This window comes from Sphingomonas sp. Ant H11 (assembly GCF_000797515.1).
Lineage (GTDB): Bacteria > Pseudomonadota > Alphaproteobacteria > Sphingomonadales > Sphingomonadaceae > Sphingomonas.
Genome location: NZ_JSBN01000202.1, coordinates 1 through 3,000, shown reverse-complemented (window position 1 = coordinate 3,000; position 3,000 = coordinate 1). Strand labels below are relative to the sequence as shown.

The window sequence follows — 3,000 nt, the reverse complement described above, 5'->3', positions numbered from 1 at the left end:
CCCCGCGCATCGTCGATCTGGTGTCGTCGGGCCGCACGTTGAAGGAAAAACGGCCTGGTCGAGGTCGAAGTGATTTGCGAGGTGACCAGCCGCCTGATCGTCAACCGCGCCGCGTTCAAGACGCGCGGGCAAGTGGTGCCGCTGGTCGAGGCGTTCCGCCGGGCGGTTGCGCAGGAGGTGGCGGCGTGAACACTTGTCACCCTCACCCTTCCGTCGCTTCGCTCCTCCCTCCCTCTCCCAATGGGAGAGGGAAGGGGCCCGCGCGCAAAGCCGCGTGGGAAGGGTGAGGGTGACCAACCAATGATCCGCCTCACCACCACATCCCCCACCTTCGCCGCAGACTTCACCGCTTTGGTCAACGCCCGCCGCGAAGCCGATGCCGATGTCGCGCGCGACGTAACCGCCATCATCGCGCGCGTCCGTGACGAAGGCGACGCGGCGGTGCGCGCCTACACCCAAAGCTTCGACCGCCACGATCTCGACGCCACCGGCTGGCAGATCGACCGCGAAGAATGGCGCGCCGCCTATGACGGCCTCGCCCCCGATCTGCGCGCCGCGCTCGATCTCGCGGCGGAGCGCATCGCCACCTATCACGAGAAGCAGAAGCCGCAGGGCAGCGACCTGACCGACGCGCACGGCATCCGCACCGGTGCGCGCTGGAATGCGATCGAAAATGCCGGGATCTACATTCCCGGCGGCGCGCGGCGTATCCCAGCTCGGTGCTGATGAACGCCATCCCCGCCAAGGTCGCGGGCGTCGATCGCGTCGTCATGGTCACCCCCCACCCCCGATGGCGAGATCAACCCGCTGGTGCTCGCCGCCGCGCACATTGCCGGCGTCGATGAAGTGTGGCGCATCGGCGGCGCGCAAGCCGTCGCCGCGCTTGCTTATGGCACCGACCGCATCGCGCCGGTCGACGTCATCACCGGCCCCGGCAACGCCTGGGTCGCCGAGGCCAAGCGCCAACTCTACGGCGTGGTCGGCATCGACATGGTGGCGGGTCCCTCGGAAATCGTCGTCGTCGCCGATGGGGCGAACCGCGCCGACTGGATCGCCGCCGACCTGCTCAGCCAGAGCGAGCATGACCCGACCAGCCAGTCGATCCTGTTCACCGATGACGCCGCCTTTGCCGATGCCGTCGCGGCCGAGGTCGACGCCCAGATCGCCACGCTCGCAACATCCAAGGTCGCGCGCGCGGCATGGGACGCGAACGGCGCGATCATCCTGGTGCGCGACCTCGACGAAGCGCTGCCACTGGTCGACCGCCTCGCGCCCGAACATCTCGAACTGGCGTGCGACGATCCGCAGCCGCTGTTCGACCGCGTCCGCCATGCCGGATCGGTGTTCCTCGGCCGCCACACGCCGGAAGCGATCGGCGATTATGTCGCCGGCCCCAACCACGTCCTCCCCACCGGCCGCCGCGCCCGCTTCGCCAGCGGCCTGTCGGTGCTCGATTTCATGAAGCGCACCAGCTTCCTGCACTTGGACCCCAAGGGTCTGGCGGCGATCGGCCCGGCGGCGGTCGCGCTCGCCGAAGCCGAAGGCCTCCCCGCCCACGCAAGATCGGTGGCGCTACGGCTGAAATAACCTCACCGTCACCCCGGGCTCGTCCCGCGGTCCACCGCGCCGCATAGTCGGCAAACGATCGTCACGGACGACCGTGGACCCCGGGACAAGCCCGGGGTGACGGTCTGCGCGGCTGGTCCGGTGCCCCCCAAAAACACCCAACTTCCCGTTCCCCGCTTTTTCGCTTAAAGGCCGCGCAATGTCTTCCCACGCCACCCCCCGTACCGCCGCCCGCTCCAAAGCACGCGCCGCCGCCCGTCTCGCCGCCGTCCAGGCGCTGTATCAGCATGATATGGAAGCAACGCCGATCGCGCAGTTGCTGAGCGAATTCCACAATCACCGCCTCGGCGCGACGATCGAGGATGCCGAATATGCCGAGGCCGAAGTCGGTTTCTTCGACGATGTCGTAAAGGGCACCGAGGCGCGCCTCGGCGAGATCGACACCGCCATTGCCGGAAAGCTTGCCAAGGGCTGGAACCTCGCCCGGCTCGACAAGGCGATGCGCGCGATCCTGCGGGCGGGCACCTATGAATTGCTGGCGCGCGCGGACGTGCCGGTCGGCACCGTCATCACCGAATATGTCGATGTAGCGCACGCTTTCTTCGACAAGCGCGAGGCGGGTTTCGTCAACGGCCTGCTCGACGCCATCGCCAAGGACGTCCGCGCATAAAGATGGCGGAGGTCATCAACCTCCGCCGCGCCCGCAAGGCGCACACCCGCAAAGCGGCAGAAGCCACCGCCACCATCAACCGCGCCGCCTTCGGGCGGAGCAAAGCTGAACGCGAGGCGGCGGCAGTGGACGCCGGGCGGCTGGAACGCGGGCTGGATGGGGTGAAGCGGGAGGAGTGAGCAAGGGCGATTGTCCGCTCTCGCCCAATATCTGCCACTTAGCCGCTCTTGTTGGCGTCCCTATTGCGGACGTTCACGCAGTTCTCCACTCTCGCGTCATGCCTTCCCAGTGCATCCGAGCCGCATTTGCCTTGATCGCGTCGCTATCGTTAGCGGGTGCGATGCCCAACCCTCCTGACAATAACTACATAGCCTTAACTGCGTCCGATTTGCGAAATATGGTGTTAGGTCACTATATTCGTGATTGTGAAGGTTCAGTAGACGCTGGTCCTCTCATAATAGAACGGAACGCGCGCTTTGAGAAAGTGACTGGTTTTGGGTCCTATGACGGAACATACTCTACGCATCAAAACACGATTTATTTCGTGACAAGGCACACCAAGTCGCCAATAATTTTCTTCATGAGATTTTTCAAAGATACCAGTGGTAGCTTATTCGTCACCGACGAACTGAATCGAACTCCTTACCCCCATCCATATTCGACCCATTGATAGCCATGCGCACGATCTGACCTGCGCGCATAGCCCCCCGTCCGACTAATCGGTAATCTTCCGAAAAGCCGCCAGACCCCTCCCCACCACCCGC

Annotated in this window: 4 protein-coding genes and 1 pseudogene; all 5 read left to right on the top strand. The window is 65.0% G+C overall.

The genetic code is table 11. From position 1 onward, the window contains the following. Window positions 1-189 (top strand): annotated as a pseudogene (gene hisG / locus NW75_RS24125) (ATP phosphoribosyltransferase); the annotation flags it as partial. A 111-nt stretch (window positions 190-300) separates the two neighbouring features. Beyond that, window positions 301-726, top strand: a complete 426-nt coding sequence (locus NW75_RS28465; RefSeq protein WP_443024511.1) for a histidinol dehydrogenase — start codon at window positions 301-303, stop codon at window positions 724-726. A 33-nt stretch (window positions 727-759) separates the two neighbouring features. After that, window positions 760-1,587, top strand: a complete 828-nt coding sequence (gene hisD, locus NW75_RS28460; protein ID WP_443024512.1) for a histidinol dehydrogenase — start codon at window positions 760-762, stop codon at window positions 1,585-1,587. Window positions 1,588-1,765: 178 nt separating this feature from the next. After that, window positions 1,766-2,236, top strand: coding sequence for a transcription antitermination factor NusB (gene nusB / locus NW75_RS21515; RefSeq protein ID WP_033967425.1), 471 nt, complete (start codon window positions 1,766-1,768; stop codon window positions 2,234-2,236). A gap of 2 nt (window positions 2,237-2,238) precedes the next feature. Then, a complete protein-coding gene (locus NW75_RS24120; protein ID WP_081988868.1) occupies window positions 2,239-2,415 on the top strand; it encodes a DUF4169 family protein in 177 nt (58 codons plus the stop codon). The last annotated feature ends 585 nt before the right edge of the window (window positions 2,416-3,000 follow it).